Source organism: Actinocorallia herbida, assembly GCF_003751225.1.
Lineage (GTDB): Bacteria > Actinomycetota > Actinomycetes > Streptosporangiales > Streptosporangiaceae > Actinocorallia > Actinocorallia herbida.
Genome location: NZ_RJKE01000001.1, coordinates 2401852 through 2416887, shown reverse-complemented (window position 1 = coordinate 2416887; position 15036 = coordinate 2401852). Strand labels below are relative to the sequence as shown.

Here is a 15036-nt window from a genome sequence, read left to right as displayed (position 1 = left end):
CTAGCGCCCCCTATCGCCAAGGGGTCACAGGAATGCGGCGAGTTGGCTCCTGCGGCGCACGCCGAGCTTGCGGTAAATGCGGGTCAGATGCTGTTCCACGGTGCTCACCGTGATGTACAGCCGGGTCGAGATCTGCCGGTTCGACAGCCCGCGGGCGGCGAGTTCGGCGACCTTGGCCTCGGCCTCGCTGAGCACCGTCCTGGCCGGCTCGGCGGGTCGCAGATCGGCCTTGGCACGTTCCGCCTCCCGTAGGTCACCCGCCTCGTGGAGCACGTCGTGCGCCTGCTCCAGCAGGATCTGCCGCTGCTCAGGGGCGCCCGCGAGGGCGAGCAGGCGCAGTGCGGCGCCGCGCGTCCGGGTGGGCGCGGCGCCGACGAGCGCGAGCTGCTCCCGGGCGAGGGACGCCGCCTCGGCACGCTCGCCGAGCGCGAGCGCGGCGTGCCCCGCGCCGATCCGCCAGGCCGCGAGACCCGGCAGGTCGATGCCCCACCGCCGCATTCTCCGGCCGCATTCCAGATGGTCGGCGCGCGCGTCCGCCGCATTTCCCGACGCCGCGTGGAATTGGCCGCGCGCCGCGAGATAATGCAGCCCCGCGGGTGTTTCCCACATCGCCTCGGGAACGGGCACCGCGAGATATCTGATGACGTCCTCCGTCATGCCCAGGGTCGTCTTGGCGGCGATCATCGTGGCGAACGGGATGCCGATCGCGACGCCCCAGTCGCCCCACGGAATGTGCAGCAGCGCGGTCCGGACGCACGCCGCCGCCTCGGCGGCGTCGCCCAGCCGGAGCGCGGTCTCGCCGCGGATCGCCGCGAACAGCCCGAGCCACACCGGGTCGCAGTGCGCGGTGGTCTGCTCCAGCAGCGGACGGCACCAGCGCGCCGCGAGGTCCGCCCGGTCGGCGTAGACCAGCGCGGCGAGCGCCCCGCCCAAGGACGTCAACGCGTCGGTGCTCATCGGGCAGCTGCCGAGCACCGCCTCGGCCTCGCGCACCGCCGGGCCCGCCGCACGGGTCGCCAGCAGGTCGCGCAGCACATCGAATCCGGTCGCCCGGCCCGGTTCGGACCGTGCCACCGGCGGCCCGATCCTCTCCGGGTACCATACCGACGCCCAGTCCCTGACTCTGCCGTCCGGGTCACGGCCGCCGTCCGCCAGGCGCGCCAGCGCCTTCTCCGCCTCGTCCGGCCGCCCCGCCCAGACGAGGTCCCGCACCGTCTCTTCGCCGACCTTGTCCACGGCCGTCTCCACGACCGCACTCACCACGCCCACGATTCGTCCTCACCGTTGCTTGTGACGCGAACGCCACCTGGCCTTCACCCGGGGCACCCCGCATCAGTGAGGGTTGCCGGCCAGCGAGCCGGGGCTTGACGCTGGCACTCCTTGCCGACACCCACATAATACAGACTAATTAAGTAGGAAATACATGAATTTGGTCACGATCCACCGACCCAGGCCGGACCCCGATCGCCCTTCCGGCGTCTCGAGGTGTACGCGAACACCCGCCCGAGGCGGCCCTGCGCTCCTCAAGCGGGTGTTGGCGGTGCCGCGTGCCGGCCGGTCCCGAGCGGATCCGGCGCCGTCCGCCGAGAGGCCGCCCGGGCGCGGGCGGCCGAGTGGGCGAGGCGCTGCCGGAGAGAGCGGTGCGCGGAAACCTGTTCGCCGCGCGAGGGTTCGTGAGAACCCTCGGCGGCGGGGGTCAGGGGGCGGTGCAGCGGAAGGAGGTGGGCTTGACCTCCAGGGTCGAGGTGCCCGAGGGGGTGATCTCGGCGAGGCGGCCCATGGCGTTCTCGTACTTGTAGAGGGTGCAGGTGGTGCCGGCGGGTTCGGTGCGGGCGGAGGCGAGCTTGCTGGTGTAGGGGGCGGGGACCTGGTAGGCGGTGCCGGTGTCGACGCCGTAGCGGTCGCAGGTCTTGTAGTCGGGTTCCTGGCAGAAGGTGATGGCGACGACCACGGACGGGGCGGGGGGCTGCGGGGTGGCGGAGGCGGGGGCGGTGGTGAGGGCCGCGAGGGCGGCGGCCGTGGTCAGGACGGGTCGGATGCGCATCGAGTCCCTTCCGGTGGCTACGTAGAGCACATAAGACGCTACGTGCCGCCACCGAGTGGAGTCAATGCGGGTGACCTGCGGGAACGGGGTCAGCCGGCGAGGGGCATGAGGGACGGGTCCGTCGTCGCCGCGAAGGCGGGGAGCGCTAGGAGACGGGCCGTGTAGGAGGCCAGGGAGGGGTAGGCCGCGAGGGAATCCGGCGAGATCTCACCGTGCGCGTTGGAGACGGAGTCGTAGCGGACGAGCGTCACCCAGAGCCGCACGTCGGCTTCGGTGAGGGAGTCGCCGAGCAGGTACGGGGAGCGTGCGAGGACCTCGTCGTAGCGGGAGAACGCCGCGGACAAGCGAGCCCGTGCGGCGGAGGCCGTCTCGGGGTCCGCCGCACGGGCCTTCTGCACCCCGTCGTTCACGTCGGTGAAGATCTCGTCGTTGAGGACGTCGATGCGCGCGCGCAGGTGCGCGGGGTACAGCTGCACGGAAGGGTCCGCCCAAGGGGTGAACTGCGTGGCGAGGTCCAAGGTGATGTCCGGGTAGTGGTTGCTCACGATGCGGCGCGAACGGGTGTCCCAGAGGACGGGCACGGAGAGGTGCCCGGGGTAACCCGGTTCGGTGGCCTCGTAGGCTTCGCTCAGGTACCGGAACCCGTTGACGGGGTCGTCCCCGCGCCGTTCCCGGAACGCCCAGCCCAGCGCGTCCCTCTCGTCGTCCACGTAAGACAGCCCGACGACGTCCTGGAGACCGAGCAGCTCACGCACGATCGCGACGCGCTGCGCGTACGGGCACACCCAGGCGACGTACAGGTGGTAGCGCCCGGCGGCCGCCGGGTGGGCGGGCGTGCCGAGGCGGCCCTGGAAGGGGTAGACGGGACGTCCGGCCGCCGCCGAGTACTCGACCCTCTCGGGGCCGTAGGGGCCGTGCGCGGCGACGTCGACGGGCGGGGCATAGGTCATGGGGTTCCTCCGGTGCCGTGCCAGGCGCGCGCGAGCAGCTCGAAGGAGCGGACGCGGGCGGCGTGGTCGTGAACGATGGTGGTGACGAGGAGTTCATCGGCGCCGGTGACGCGCTGGAGCGTCCGCAGCCGTTCGACGACCGTCTCCGGCGCGCCCGTGAACCGGGTGGCGGTCCGGTCGGCGACGAGGTCGAGGTCGGCGTCGGTCCACTCGTGCGCGGCGGCGTCGGCCTCGGTCGGGAAGGGGATCGCGGCGCCGGTCCGGCGGATGCTCCGCACCCACAGCGCGTAGGGCGCGGCGAGGCGGCGCGCGGTCGCGTCGTCCTCGGCGACCACGACGTCGGCCGAGACCACCACGTACGGTTCGCCGAGCGCGTCCGACGGTTTGAACGCCGCCCGGTACGCCTCGACCGCCTCCAGCACGTTGGAGGGCGCGACATGGTAGTTCGCGGCGAACGGCAGCCCCCGCTCTCCCGCGACCCGCGCGCTCTCGCCGCCGCTGCTGCCGAGGATCCACAGGTCGAGCTCCGCGCCCTCGCCGGGGAACGCGCGGACCGGGATCCCGTCCTCGATGTGGTGGGTTCCGGCGAGGAGCGCGGTGATCGCGTCGACCGTCTCGGCGAAGTCGGGGGTCCGCGCGCCCGGCTGCTGGAGCTGGGAGAACGTCTTGAACGCCGCGGAGGTGCCGAGGACGCCGAAGTCGAACGGACGGGGGATCAGCAGCCCGTCGACGGTCCTGGCCTCCGGGCGCGGCGGCGGCGCGGCGCGGCGGGCGGCGAGTTCGGCGCGGGCCTGCCCGGAGCGGCCGAGCCCGAGGTCGATCCGGCCCGGGTACAGCGCGTCGAGTGTGCCGAACTGCTCGGCGACCGCCAGCGGCGTCCAGTGCCCGACCTGCACCGCGCCGGACCCGACCCGGATCCGGCTGGTCGCCGCGGCGACCGCTCCGATGAGCACCTGTGGCGCCGACGACGCGACGCCCGGCGCGAGGTGGTGCTCGGCGAGCCAGTACCGGTGGTACCCGAACTCCTCCGCGTGGCGCGCCAGGTCGAGGGTGTCGCGCAGTGCGTCGCGCACGCTCCCCCCGGCCAGGACGGGCGCGAGGTCCAGGATCGACAGGGGAACGCTCAAAGCCGCCTCCCGAAGGCAAGTCTCACAAGAACAGTGGTCACAGCGCCCCTCACGGGGCCGGGGCGTAGCGGTTGGCGGGGCGGGCGAGGCCGAGGCGGGTACGGAGGACGTCCTCGGCGTACGCGCCGCGGAAGGCGCCGCGAGCCTGGAGGGCGGGGACGAGGTCGCGAGTGATGTGGTGGAGGTCGCGGGGAAGGGCGCCGGGGCGGAGGCGGAAGCCCTCGATCCCGGTCTCCTGCCAGGACGACAGCAGGTCGGCGAGGTCGTCCGCGGTGCCCGTGAAGACCAGGGCGTCGGACGTGTAGGGAGCGCCGTCCAGTTCGTCGAGCGCGTCCTTGCGGTCGGCGGCGGCCGGGCCGAGGAAGACGACGAGGTCGGCGAAGACCCTGAGGGGCGCGCCCGTCCGTCCGACGGTGCGCTCGGCCTCCCGGACCGCGCCGACGATCGTGTGCGCGTCCGCCACGGAGTGCGGGGTCACGTAGACCACGTCCGCCGAGCGCGCGGCGAACTCGTAAGGGACGACGTCGTGGGCGAGCGCGGTGATGAGCGGCTGCCCTTGCGGCGGGCGGGGCGTGATCGACGGCCCCCGGACGCTGAAATGCCGCCCCTCGAAGTCGATGTAGTGGAGTTTGGCGCGGTCCACATACCTTCCGGTGTCCGTGTCCCGGATGATCGCGTCGTCCTCCCAGCTGTCCCACAACCGCCGGACCGCCTCGACCGCGTCGGCCGCCTCCCCGAACAGTCCGGCGACGACCTCCGCGACGGCCCCGGTCCCGTACTCCTCGGGTGCGAACACCGGCAGTGTCCGGCGCCCGAAGTGCAAGGCGTCCGCCGCCTTCCCGGACACCTGCGGCCGCCAGCCCGCCCTCCCGGACGTCGCGTGGTCGAGGGAGGCGATGCCGATCGCCACGTGGAACGGCTCGGTGTGCGTCGTGCTCGTGGTCGGGACCAGGCCGATCGCCGACGTCACGGCGGCGAGCCTGGCCGCGACGAGCACCGCGTCGAGCCGCCCCCGCACCTGGTCGGTGCGCCCGTCGGGGCCCTCCCACCGGGACGACTGGACGGCGAGGGCGTCCTCGAAGGTGAGGAAGTCGAGGAACCCGCGTTCGGCCTCTGCCGCGAGGTCCGCCCAGTACCGCGCGCCGAACAGCTCGGCGGGCCGGGCGAGGGGGTCCCGCCAGGCGCCCGGGTGCCAGCCCGCCCCGTCGAGCGCCACCGCGAGGTGCAGGTGCGTCATGCGTCCTTCTCTCTCACGGACGGCCTTCGCGGGCCGGACAGGCCGAGGTGGTCGCGCAGGGTGGCGCCGGTGTAGTCGGCGCGCAGCGAGCCGCGCTCCTGGAGCAGCGGGACGACGCGGTCGACGAAGGCGTCGAGCCCGGTCGGGGTGAGGTGCGGGACGAGGATGAACCCGTCGGATCCGCGGGTCTGGACGTAGTCGTCCATCTGCTCGGCGACGGTCCCCGGCGCGCCGACGAACGTCTGGCGGCCGGTCGCCTCGATGACGAGCTCGCGGATCGTGAGCCCGCCGCGCGCCTCCGACAGCTCCCGCCAGCGTCGCGCGACGGCGGCCCGGTCGCCGCGGAACTGCGCCCGGCCCCGCGAGACGCCCTCGCCCGGATCGGGGTCGAGGTCCGGCAGCGGCCCGTCGGCGTCGTATCCGGACAGGTCGCGGCCCCAGACGCCCTCGACGAACGCGAGCGCGGTCGGCGCGCTCACCTGGGCGCGGCGGATGCGCGCGGCCTCCTCGACGGCCTCGGCGTCGGTGTCGGCGACGACCGCGGTCACCGCGGGGAGGATCTTGAGGTCGTCCGGGCGGCGACCGTACTTGGCGAGGCGGGACTTCACGTCCTTGAAGAAGGCGCGGGCCTCCTCCAGGACGCTGTGCCGGCTGAAGATGACGTCCGCGTCGGAGGCGGCGAACTCGCGGCCCTCCTCGGAGTCGCCCGCCTGGATGATGACGGGATGCCCCTGCGGCGGGCGCGGGGTGCCGAACACGCCGGAGATGTCGAACTGCGGCCCGGCATGCCGGAAGGCCCCCTGGTCTGCGGCGACGAACCGCCCGGATTCCCGGTCGGCGAGGATCGCGCCGTCGTCCCAGGAGTCCCACAGCTCGCGCGCTGTCTGGAGCATCTCCCGGGCCCGGTTGTAACGGTCGGCCTCCGCGAGGTAGCCGCCGCGGCGGAAATTCTCGCCGGTGAAGGCGTCCCAGCTCGTCACGACGTTCCAGGCGGCCCGGCCGTCGCTCAGATGGTCCAGCGTGGCGAGGCGGCGGGCCAGCTCGTACGGCTCGTTGAAGGTCGAGTTGACGGTCGCGGCCAGGCCCAGGTGCGTCGTCACCCCCGCGAGGGCCGCGAGGACGGTCAAGGATTCGGGCCTGCCCATCACGTCGAGGTCGTGGATCCGCCCCTTCATCTCCCGCAGCCGCAACCCCTCGGCGAGGAAGAAGAAGTCGAACTTGCCCCGTTCCGCCGTCCGCGCCAGGTGTGCGAACGACGCGAAGTCGATCTGGCTCCCCGAGGCCGGATCGGCCCAGACCGTCGTGTTGTTCACGCCCGGGAAGTGCGCCGCGAGGTGGATCTGCCGCCCCATCCCGCCCCCTCTCAAAGACCTACTTAAACAGTAGGAAAACCAGCATTAGCCGTCAACGTTCCGCACCGGTCGATATTGACCTTCTTCCCAAACGGAATTAGCGTTCTCAAAATCGAGAAGGAGGAACGCGATGAGCGACGGGTACCGGGTCGTGCAGTGGGCCACGGGCAACATCGGGACCAAGGCGCTGCGCGAGGTGATCGCGCACCCGCGGCTCGACCTCGCCGGGCTCTACGTGCGCTCCGCGGCGAAGGAGGGCCGTGACGCGGGCGAACTCGCCGGGGGCGAGCCGACCGGTGTCCTGGCCACCCGGGACGTCGAGGAGATCCTCGCGCTCGGCGCCGACTGCGTCCTGTACATGCCGCTGGCCTGCGACTTCGACGAGGTGTGCCGCATCCTCGCCTCCGGCGCGAACATCGTCACCACGCGCGGCGAGTTCCACCGGCCCGAGGCACTCGACCCCGCGCTGCGGGCCCGGATCGAGGCGGCCTGCGCCCACGGCGGCACCTCGATCCACAGCACGGGCAGCAGCCCCGGCTTCATCACCGAGGCCCTGCCGATCGTCCTCACCTCGCTCCAGAGGCGGCTCGACGGCCTCGTCATCGACGAGTTCGCCGACCTCTCCCGGCGGGACTCCCCCGCCCTGCTGTTCGACGTCATGGGCTTCGGCCGCCCTCCCGCCGAGATCGGCGAGGCCCGCCTGTCCCACGGCAAGACGAGCTTCGGCCCGTCCCTCGCCGTCCTCACCGACGCCCTCGGCCTCCCCCTCGACACGATCGAGGCGTCCGGCGAGGTCGCCGTCACCCCCGAGACCGTCGAGATCGCCGCGGGCACGCTGGCGGCCGGCACCGTCGCGGCGCAGCGCATGATCGTCACGGGCCTGCGGGGCGGCGCGCCCGTGGTCACCTTCCGGGCGAACTGGTACTGCGCCACGGCGCTCGAGCCCGGCTGGGACCTCGGGTCCACCGGCTGGCGCGTCCGGGTCGACGGGGACGCGCCCCTCGACGTCACGATCGGCTTCCCCGTCCCGCTCAACGGGCTCGGCGCGGTGACGCCGGGCTACACCGCCAACCGGGCGGTCAACGCGATCCCGCACGTGTGCGCCGCGGCCCCGGGCATCCGCACCTCCGTCGACCTCCCGCAGATCACGGCGTTCCTGGGCTGATCCCGAGGCGTTTTCCGGCTTTGCCCTACATCTTGGCGGGCTGTCTCGTCGTAAGGGTAGAAGACAGAGACGGACCGACGAGGGGTGGACCGGCATGCGCATCGCGGTGGCCGGAGGCACGGGCACGATCGGGCGGCACATCGTGGCGGCCCTGGCGGAGGCGGGCCACGAGACCGTCGTGCTCAGCCGAGCCGCGGGCGTCGACCTGGTGACGGGCGACGGCCTGGACAAGGCCCTGGACGGGGTCGAAACGGTCGTCGACACGGCGAACGTCTCCACCTTGAGCAGGGGCAAGGCCGAGGCGTTCTTCACCGCCGAGACCACCCATCTGCTGGAGGCCGAGACCCGGGCCGGCGTCCGGCACCACGTGCTGCTGTCGATCGTCGGGATCGACCGGGTCCCCTTCGGCTATTACCAGGGCAAGGTCCTCCAGGAGCGGCTCGTCACCGAAGGCGCCGTCCCGTGGACCGTGCTGCGCGCCACCCAGTTCCACGAGTTCGCCGCGCAGACGCGCCAGACCCTCCCGCCCGGCCCCGTCGCGCTCGTCCCGGCCGCCCGCACCCGGCCGATCGCGGCCCGCGAGGCCGCCGCGGTCCTCGCCGGACTCGCCGCGGGCGGCCCGCAGGGCAGGGTCCCCGACCTCGCCGGACCGCGCGAGGAGTACCTTCCCGCCATGGTCCGAGCCCTACTGCGCACCCGCGGCGACCGCCGCCCCGTCCTCGCCCTCCCCCTCCCCGGCAAAGCGGGCAAGGCGATGCGCGAAGGCGGCCTGCTCCCCACCGGGCCGGGGCCGCGCGGCACCCAGACCTTCGCCGCCTGGCTCACCGAGCAGGCCCGATGACCTCGCCGGAGAGCGCCCGGCCCGTCGCCGACGAGCGGCGCGGCCTCCTCGACCTCGGATACCGGATGCTCGGCTCGGTGCACGACGCCGAGGACGTCGTCCAGGAGACATACGCGCGCTGGTACGCGCTGGAGGAGTCCGAGCGGGAGGCGATCGAGCGGCCCGCCGCCTGGCTCACCCGCGTCGCGAGCCGCATCTGCCTCGACGTCCTGGCCTCGGCGCGCCGCCGCCGCGAGCGCTACACCGGCGAGTGGCTGCCCGAACCGCTCCCCGGCGCGGGCACCTGGACGAGCGCGGCCCCCTCCGGCGCGGCCGACCCCGCCGAACGGATCACCCTCGACGAGTCCGTGGCGATGGGCATGCTCGTCGTCCTCGACGCGGTGACCCCCGCCGAACGCGTCTCCTTCATCCTGCACGACGTGTTCGGCGTCCCCTTCGCCGAGATCGCCGAGGCCGTGGGCCGCAGCCCCGCCTCCTGCCGTCAGCTCGCCGCCTCCGCCCGCCGCCGCCTGGCCCGCGAACGCCCCGCCCTCACCCCCGCCGAGGACGGCGCCCGCGTCATCGCCGCCTTCAAGGCCGCCTGCCTCACCGGCGACCTGGACTCCCTCACCGCCCTCCTCGACCCCGCCGTCACCGCCCGCAGCGACGGCGGCGGCAAGGTCAGCGCCGCCCGCCGCCCCGTCATCGGCGCCGACCGCGTCGCCCGCTTCCTCCTGGGCATCCTCCGCAAGGTCCACGCCATCGCCCCCACCGCCACCCTCACCGAGACCACCGTCAACGGCCGCCCCGGCGCCGCCATCACCGTCGACGGCACCGTCCACGGCGTCGTCTCCGCCGAAATCACCTCCGGCCACATCACCCAACTCTGGATCATCCTCAACCCCGACAAACTCACCCCCTGGAACAACCCCCACAAACCCCCACCCAGGTAACAAGCATCAGACCCCTTCGGCATCCACCGCCATTCCGCAAGACCGGGCAGGCACCGGGAAGACCTGGGGGAAGCGCTGAAATCGCCGCGCAAGGCGCGCGGCCATACGGGCCATCGCCTTGGTGGCGGCCGCTCCGGGTGGCCGCCGCGAAGGGGCGCCGGTATGACCGAGGCCGAGCTGGGGGATGCTGCGGCCAAGGCCAGGAGGTCCTTTATGATCGTCTCGGACTGATGGTCGTGGTGCGGGCCTGGGAAGCCGTTGACGGGGCCGTGTAAGGCTCCCGGTGCGGGAATCAGGGGAGCCAGCGGGCCGAGGAGCTGCCTTCCAGGTTCCAGCTGCGGATGCGGCGGGGGTGGATGCGGATGGCCTCGGCGCTGAGGTAGGACTCCGAGGGGCCCCGCTCAATGCCGGTGACGGGTTCGGCGCGGCCGCGGATCTCGATGCCGCGGACCTCCCAGGGGTCGAGGGAGGCGATGTCGTCGATGACGAGGGAGACCTCGGGGTTCTTCTGGATATTGAGGAACTTGCGGCTTTTGCCCATGTCGTAGCCGCCGATCTCGATGTAGCCCTCGGCCTCGTGCACGGTGAAGCCGACCGGGTTGTTCTGGAGGGTGCCGTCGGCGGCGAGCGTGGCGAGGCGGCCGAGACGCTGGCCGGCGAGGTAGCGGAGTTCTTCCGCGGTGAAGGTCATGTGTCCGACCCTCCACCCTCAACCGGGCTTGAGGTCAACCGTTCCTGAGCACTGTCCAGGAGTATTCCTCCCGGGGTGAGTGCGTCTGTCCCGAACGGTGCTGGACAGAATGGTTCCCCTTGCCTTCTCGCGCCCGGTGGAGCGGCGGATCGTGTCCGCCCTCCGATCCGGACGGGGCGGGGTTCCTCGCACCCTGGGTCGTGGTGCCGGGCCTGGACGGTCCGATGCCCCGCACCATCACTACGGTGATGCGGGGGCGGTGCCGTCCGACGCCGGGCACCAAGGCCCTGGGCGCGCCGTCCGATCACGAGACTCGCCGCCTCATGACGGCTGGTCTTGCGTGACGCTGTGCTGGTGGGCTGCTGCCAGTGCTCGGCTCCCCACCGGCTGGTGTAGGCCGCGTCGACCGCCACCAAGGCGATCGCGTGTTCGGCGGCCATCGAGACCAGCCGGGCCTTCAACCGGCCCGTCGGGATCCCGTGAACGACCCGGCGCAGACGCCGTCTGCCGTGCTTCTCGCGGGTTTTGACGTCGGTGAAGTCGAGGTCCTCGATGGCGATCGCGGCGACGCCGAGACGGCGCGTCCAGTGCAGGAGCCGGGTGAGGGCGTGGCGGAGCTGCGCGTCGCGGTGCGAGGCGCTGCCCGACAGGTCATAGGAGAACCTTCGGGCTGTTCCGATCGGGTTGCCGCGGGTGTCGAGGTGCCAGGCGGCGAGGTGGTCGGCATTGGTGTCGACCCCCACCACACCGCAGGCCAGCGCCGCTTTCAACGGGATCGCCTGAACGGGTGGGCGCTGCCAGGATGCGTCCACGTACCAGCGGCCCCGTGCGGGGTCCAGGTGGATGCGGTAGGCCACCGCCCGATCCACCTCCACCCGACCCACCCACTCCTCACCCCTGTGCGCGAAACGGGCTCGGGCGGACAGCACGTACCGGCCGTGAGGGGCGTTCGCGAACTCCGCCAGCGGGACGGGCAGCTTGATCGACACCCTGCCCGTCAGGGGTGACGCGCAGGGTCTCGTTGCCGTATCGCTTGCCGGTCTCGCCGTCCGCGGACAAGAACCGGCGGGCCGCCTCCCACCTGCCCCGCCACTGCTCCTCACTCAACCCTGCGGCCTCCAGATGATGCCGGGAACGAGCAAGGCTCTTTCCGCCCCGCACGATGCGCACCCGGCCCTCGGCCCGATCCGCTACGGCCCGCTCCCGGCGCTGTCGCAGCACCGTGAGGCGACGGGACTTCCCGAACCGCTCCGCGACCGACCGGTACCCGCCCGGCACACCTTTGGCGCCTTTCCGCCCGACCGGCAGAGCAAGCCGGCCAGTGATCGTGGCGATCGCGGCATCCAGGGCCGTGATGTGCGCGGTCTGAGAACGGCGGGCCAGCGCCCACTGATCATGCGAGGCCTTCGTGACCGCACCCGCCCACCTCGACGACGAAACCACCGTCAGCTCCCGCTTACGCTCCGCCCACCGGTGGGCGCTATGCCCCAGCCCGTCAGCACAACGCACCTTCAGGTCCCGGGCAGCGAGGGATCCCAGATGCGCGACGACCCGACGCAACACCTCCTCGTCCCGGGTGGTGAGGTCTTTCAGACGGGTCCGCACCGACACACCACAAGCCTCGGCGACCACGAACGGCGCGACCATCGACCGCAGCGGCATCGACACACCCACAGCAGACGACCCCCCTCACCTGACCGAAGTCACCGAACGTGATCAATCGAGAACCTACTCCCGGTGCCAGGGCCATGTCCCGGGAATCGGACAACACACAGTCCACGCCAGGCTGCCGGAACCAGCGGCCACACCCCCAACCCACGGACGCCACGGACACCACGGACACGACCTTGTGGACGCTTCCGAACACTCCTGAACAATCAACGGGCAACAGTTCAATACCCCGACACGCGAGAACGGCGGCCGTCCGCGCTCGCGCGCGGACGGCCGCCGTCAGCGGTTCACCTCAGCCGGGCAGCGCCCGGGGTGAGGACCTTGCCTTAGAACCGGTCGAGGTCCGAGACCTTCGCCCAGGCCGCGACGAAGTCGTTGACGAACTTCGCCTTGGCGTCGTCGCTCGCGTAGACCTCGGCGAGGGCGCGGAGCTCGGAGTTAGAGCCGAACACCAGGTCGGCGCGGGTTCCGGTCCACTTGACGGCGCCCGAGTCGTCCTTGCCCTCGTAGGTGCCGCTGTCGTCGCCGGCGGCGGACCAGGAGGTGCCCATGTCGAGCAGGTTCACGAAGAAGTCGTTCGTGAGGACGCCCGGCGTCGCGGTGAGCACGCCGTGCTGCGAGCCGCCGGCGTTGGCGCCGAGGACGCGCAGGCCGCCGACGAGGACGGTCAGCTCGGGGGCGCTCAGGGTGAGCAGGTTCGCGCGGTCGATCAGCAGGTACTCCGCGGGGAGGCGGGTGCCCTTGCCGACGTAGTTGCGGAACCCGTCGGCCTTCGGCTCGAGGGCGGCGAACGACTCGACGTCGGTCTGCTCCTGCGCGGCGTCGACGCGGCCCGCGGTGAACGGCACCTCGACGTCGAATCCGGCGTCCTTGGCGGCCTTCTCGACCGCGGCGTTGCCCGCGAGCACGATCAGGTCGGCCAGGGAGACCTTCTTGCCGCCGGTCTGCGCGGAGTTGAAGGTCTCCTGGACCTTGCCCAGGGCGCGCAGCGTGGTGGCGAGCTGCTCCGGGTCGTTGACCTCCCAGTCCTTCTGCGGCTCGAGGCGCACCCGGGCGCCGTTGGCGCCGCCGCGCTTGTCGCTGCCGCGGAAGGAGGAGGCCGACGCCCAGGCGGCGGACACCAGCTGGGACACGGTCAGGCCGGCGGCCAGGATCTGCTGCTTGAGCGACGCGGCGTCGGCGGCGTCGATCGGGTCGCCGTCGGCGGCGGGCAGCGGGTCCTGCCAGAGCAGCACCTCGGCGGGGACCTCGGCGCCGAGGTAGCGGGCGATCGGGCCCATGTCGCGGTGCGTCAGCTTGTACCAGGCCTTGGCGAACGCGTCGGCGAGCTCGTCGGGGTTCGCCAGCCAGCGGCGGGTGATCTGCTCGTAGACCGGGTCGAAGCGCAGGGCCAGGTCCGAGGTGAGCATGGACGGCTGGATCTTCTTGGACGCGTCGTGCGCCGACGGCACCGTGCCCGCGCCGCCGCCGTCGACCGGACGCCACTGGTTGGCGCCCGCGGGGCTCTTGTAGAGCTCCCACTCGTACCCGTACAGGGTCTCCAGGAAGGAGTTGTCCCAGGTGATCGGGGTGGCGGTCCAGGTGACCTCGAGACCGGAGGTGATGGCGTCGCCGCCCTTGCCGGTGCCGTGGGTGCTGGCCCAGCCGAAGCCCTGCGCCTCGAGCGGAGCGGCCTCGGGGTCGGCGCCGACGGCCTCGGCCGGGCCCGCGCCGTGGGTCTTGCCGAAGGTGTGCCCGCCGACGATCAGGGCGGCGGTCTCCTCGTCGTTCATCGCCATCCGGTGGAACGTCTCACGGATGTCGCGGGCGGACGCCAGCGGGTCCGGGTTGCCGTTCGGGCCCTCGGGGTTGACGTAGATGAGGCCCATCTGGACGGCGCCGAGCGGGTTCTCCAGCTCGCGGTCGCCGGTGTAGCGCTGGTCGTCGAGCCAGGTGGTCTCCGGGCCCCAGTAGACGTCCTCTTCCGCCTCCCAGACGTCCTCGCGGCCTCCGGCGAAGCCGAAGGTCTTGAAGCCCATGGTCTCCAGCGCGACGTTGCCGGCGAGGATCATGAGGTCGGCCCAGGAGATGGCCTGGCCGTACTTCTTCTTGACCGGCCACAGCAGACGGCGGGCCTTGTCGAGGTTGCCGTTGTCGGGCCAGCTGTTCAGCGGCGCGAAGCGCTGCTGCCCGGCGCCCGCGCCACCGCGGCCGTCGCTGGTCCGGTAGGTGCCGGCGCTGTGCCAAGCCATGCGGATCATGAACGGGCCGTAGTGGCCGAAGTCGGCGGGCCACCAGTCCTTGGAGTCGGTCATGACCTCGGCGAGGTCGGCCTTCACCGCCGCGAGGTCGAGGCCCTGGAACGCCTCGGCGTAGTCGAACTCCTCGCCGAGCGGGTTCGCGACGGCGGGGTTCTTCGCCAGGATCTTCAGGTTCAGCCGCTCGGGCCACCACTGGCGGTTTCCGCCACCCTGGGTCGGGTGTGCCGCGCGGACGTGCGCGACGGGGCAGCCCTCCGCCTTCGCGTCGGTCACGATGGCGTCGTTGTTCTCAGACAAGGGAAATCCTTCCGTGCAGGATCTTTGGCTCAGGCGGTTCTGGCGGTGGAGCAATCGGGGCAGAGCCCCCAGAAGATGACCTCGGCCTCGTCGATCGAGAAGCCGCGGTCGTCGGACGCGGTCAGGCAGGGCGCCTCTCCCGTCGCGCAGTCGACGTCGGCGACGACGCCGCACGCGCGGCACACCAGGTGATGGTGGTTGTCCCCGACGCGTCCCTCGTACCTCGCCGGGCTTCCGGCGGGTTCGATGCGGCGCACGAGTCCGGCCGTGGCGAGGGCGTTGAGGGCCTCGTAGACGGCCTGTAGGGAGATGTGGCCCACCCGATCGCGCACCCCGGAGGCGATCGCCTCGACGCCGAGGTGGTCACCCACCCGAACGGTCTCGAGCAGTGCGACGCGGGCGGCCGTCACGCGCAGGCCCGCGCCGCGCAGCTGCTCGGCGGCGGTCGGTGTCTGCGGTGCGGTCATGGCGACAAACCTACCCTCCTAA

Annotated in this window: 14 protein-coding genes and 1 riboswitch; of the genes, 3 read left to right on the top strand and 11 right to left on the bottom strand. The window is 72.3% G+C overall.

What is annotated here, in order from left to right; genetic code table 11:
• Positions 1–24: 24 nt before the first annotated feature.
• From EDD29_RS11340 to EDD29_RS11315, 6 genes are all read right to left on the bottom strand, one after another.
• Complete coding sequence (locus EDD29_RS11340) at positions 25–1269, bottom strand: helix-turn-helix domain-containing protein (RefSeq protein ID WP_148085925.1); 1245 nt, start codon at positions 1267–1269, stop codon at positions 25–27.
• A 10-nt stretch (positions 1270–1279) separates the two neighbouring features.
• Positions 1280–1385, bottom strand: a riboswitch (SAM riboswitch).
• 311 nt (positions 1386–1696) lie between these two features.
• Positions 1697–2044 (bottom strand): hypothetical protein, encoded by a 348-nt coding sequence (locus tag EDD29_RS11335; protein ID WP_123664356.1) that lies wholly within the window; start codon positions 2042–2044, stop codon positions 1697–1699.
• 89 nt (positions 2045–2133) lie between these two features.
• Positions 2134–2994 (bottom strand): glutathione S-transferase C-terminal domain-containing protein, encoded by an 861-nt coding sequence (locus tag EDD29_RS11330; RefSeq protein ID WP_123664355.1) that lies wholly within the window; start codon positions 2992–2994, stop codon positions 2134–2136.
• A complete protein-coding gene (locus EDD29_RS11325) occupies positions 2991–4121 on the bottom strand; it encodes an MsnO8 family LLM class oxidoreductase (protein WP_123664354.1) in 1131 nt (376 codons plus the stop codon). Before EDD29_RS11325 ends, EDD29_RS11330 begins: the two co-directional genes overlap by 4 nt.
• 49 nt (positions 4122–4170) lie before the next feature.
• A complete protein-coding gene (locus EDD29_RS11320) occupies positions 4171–5358 on the bottom strand; it encodes an LLM class flavin-dependent oxidoreductase (protein WP_123664353.1) in 1188 nt (395 codons plus the stop codon).
• Positions 5355–6710, bottom strand: coding sequence for an NtaA/DmoA family FMN-dependent monooxygenase (locus EDD29_RS11315; RefSeq protein ID WP_123664352.1), 1356 nt, complete (start codon positions 6708–6710; stop codon positions 5355–5357). The genes EDD29_RS11320 and EDD29_RS11315 overlap by 4 nt, the downstream gene beginning before the upstream one ends.
• A 130-nt stretch (positions 6711–6840) precedes the next feature.
• Between EDD29_RS11315 and EDD29_RS11310 the strand changes: the two genes are divergently transcribed.
• The 3 genes from EDD29_RS11310 to sigJ all read left to right on the top strand — a co-directional run bounded on the left by EDD29_RS11310 (position 6841) and on the right by sigJ (position 9648).
• Positions 6841–7875, top strand: coding sequence for an NAD(P)H-dependent amine dehydrogenase family protein (locus tag EDD29_RS11310; RefSeq protein ID WP_123664351.1), 1035 nt, complete (start codon positions 6841–6843; stop codon positions 7873–7875).
• 94 nt (positions 7876–7969) lie between these two features.
• Entirely contained in the window at positions 7970–8716 is a 747-nt protein-coding gene (locus EDD29_RS11305) for an SDR family oxidoreductase (RefSeq protein ID WP_123664350.1), read from the top strand.
• Positions 8713–9648 (top strand): RNA polymerase sigma factor SigJ, encoded by a 936-nt coding sequence (gene sigJ / locus EDD29_RS11300; protein WP_123664349.1) that lies wholly within the window; start codon positions 8713–8715, stop codon positions 9646–9648. Before EDD29_RS11305 ends, sigJ begins: the two co-directional genes overlap by 4 nt.
• Positions 9649–9940: 292 nt before the next feature.
• Here sigJ and EDD29_RS11295 read toward each other — a convergent pair whose 3' ends face one another.
• From EDD29_RS11295 to EDD29_RS11280, 5 genes are all read right to left on the bottom strand, one after another.
• Positions 9941–10339: a PPOX class F420-dependent oxidoreductase gene (locus tag EDD29_RS11295; protein WP_123664348.1), complete on the bottom strand. Its 399-nt coding sequence runs from the start codon at positions 10337–10339 to the stop codon at positions 9941–9943.
• Complete coding sequence (locus EDD29_RS46235) at positions 10336–11214, bottom strand: hypothetical protein (RefSeq protein ID WP_211359648.1); 879 nt, start codon at positions 11212–11214, stop codon at positions 10336–10338. The genes EDD29_RS11295 and EDD29_RS46235 overlap by 4 nt, the downstream gene beginning before the upstream one ends.
• Before the next feature lie 16 nt (positions 11215–11230).
• On the bottom strand, positions 11231–12007 hold the full coding sequence (locus EDD29_RS46230) for a hypothetical protein (RefSeq protein ID WP_211359647.1): 777 nt from the start codon (positions 12005–12007) through the stop codon (positions 11231–11233).
• A 329-nt stretch (positions 12008–12336) separates the two neighbouring features.
• Positions 12337–14547 (bottom strand): catalase/peroxidase HPI, encoded by a 2211-nt coding sequence (gene katG / locus EDD29_RS11285; RefSeq protein ID WP_123664347.1) that lies wholly within the window; start codon positions 14545–14547, stop codon positions 12337–12339.
• 29 nt (positions 14548–14576) lie between these two features.
• Entirely contained in the window at positions 14577–15014 is a 438-nt protein-coding gene (locus EDD29_RS11280; protein ID WP_123664346.1) for a Fur family transcriptional regulator, read from the bottom strand.
• Positions 15015–15036: the final 22 nt, after the last annotated feature.

Bases quoted from the DNA above. Each gene is read 5' to 3' on its own strand.
- EDD29_RS11335 (WP_123664356.1), bottom strand. From the start codon at position 2,044: ATGCGCATCCGACCCGTCCTGACCACGGCCGCCGCCCTCGCGGCCCTC.
- EDD29_RS11330 (WP_123664355.1), bottom strand. From the start codon at position 2,994: ATGACCTATGCCCCGCCCGTCGACGTCGCCGCGCACGGCCCCTACGGC.
- EDD29_RS11320 (WP_123664353.1), bottom strand. From the start codon at position 5,358: ATGACGCACCTGCACCTCGCGGTGGCGCTCGACGGGGCGGGCTGGCAC.
- EDD29_RS11315 (WP_123664352.1), bottom strand. From the start codon at position 6,710: ATGGGGCGGCAGATCCACCTCGCGGCGCACTTCCCGGGCGTGAACAAC.
- EDD29_RS11310 (WP_123664351.1), top strand. From the start codon at position 6,841: ATGAGCGACGGGTACCGGGTCGTGCAGTGGGCCACGGGCAACATCGGG.
- EDD29_RS11305 (WP_123664350.1), top strand. From the start codon at position 7,970: ATGCGCATCGCGGTGGCCGGAGGCACGGGCACGATCGGGCGGCACATC.
- sigJ (WP_123664349.1), top strand. From the start codon at position 8,713: ATGACCTCGCCGGAGAGCGCCCGGCCCGTCGCCGACGAGCGGCGCGGC.
- EDD29_RS11295 (WP_123664348.1), bottom strand. From the start codon at position 10,339: ATGACCTTCACCGCGGAAGAACTCCGCTACCTCGCCGGCCAGCGTCTC.
- EDD29_RS11280 (WP_123664346.1), bottom strand. From the start codon at position 15,014: ATGACCGCACCGCAGACACCGACCGCCGCCGAGCAGCTGCGCGGCGCG.